The sequence below is a fragment of the Streptomyces purpureus genome, from assembly GCF_014648195.1.
Lineage (GTDB): Bacteria > Actinomycetota > Actinomycetes > Streptomycetales > Streptomycetaceae > Streptomyces > Streptomyces purpureus.
Window position 1 is genome coordinate 15446 of sequence record NZ_BMQQ01000025.1, and the last position, 730, is coordinate 16175.

The following is a 730-nucleotide window of genomic DNA, read 5'->3' on the forward strand; positions in this document are numbered from 1 at the left end:
CCCTACGGTCGGTGGAGTCCGGCCGCGATTGGAACCAGGCCGCAGGCCCTCTCCTCGCCGCTCCCACCTCAGCCGCCTGAACACGAAGGTCCCCACGTACCGCACGCGGGGACCTTCCGCGTATCGCTCAGGCAGCCTGGACGACCGCGAGCGCACAGGAGCACTGGCGCGCGACGTTCCTCGCCCCCGTGCGGGACAGCATCACGGCCGCCGGCAAGACCGCAGTGGAAGCCGGGCGTGCGCTGCGAGCACCACATCGACGTGCCGCCGTGACCGTATTCGTAAGGGTCAGGTCATTCGTCAACGGCGCCTCGACCGTCATCGTCAGGTGCTTGCCGTCATCCGGGACGAGCGAGAACGTCTGCGGCGTGCCGGCGGAAGCAGCGCCGAGCCAGTTCGTGAAGTCCCCAACCCCCTCCACAGCGCGAGGAGCCTGCCCAACTGGGGGCTTGCTGATGGCCTCGCTCTGCGACAGCTCATGACGGCGCATGGGTGGCGTACATGTTCTATTCTCGGGGTGCCGCCTCCGCTTATCGGACTCACCTATCAATCAGAGGCGAATCTGCGATTTTTCCTCTCGATCTCCCATGTGTCAGGGTGGGAATCCGTCCAACCCAACCCTCACTCGGAGGTAGCAAGTGCTCACTGTCGGCGACAAGTTCCCCGCGTACGACCTGACCGCCTGTGTGTCGCTGGAGAGCGGCAAGGAGTTCGAGCAGATCAACCACAA

General features: G+C 65.2%; 1 pseudogene. It reads left to right on the plus strand.

The annotated features are described in order from the left end of the window. Positions 1–638: 638 nt before the first annotated feature. A pseudogene (locus IEZ01_RS35210) lies at positions 639–730 on the plus strand (peroxiredoxin); the annotation flags it as partial.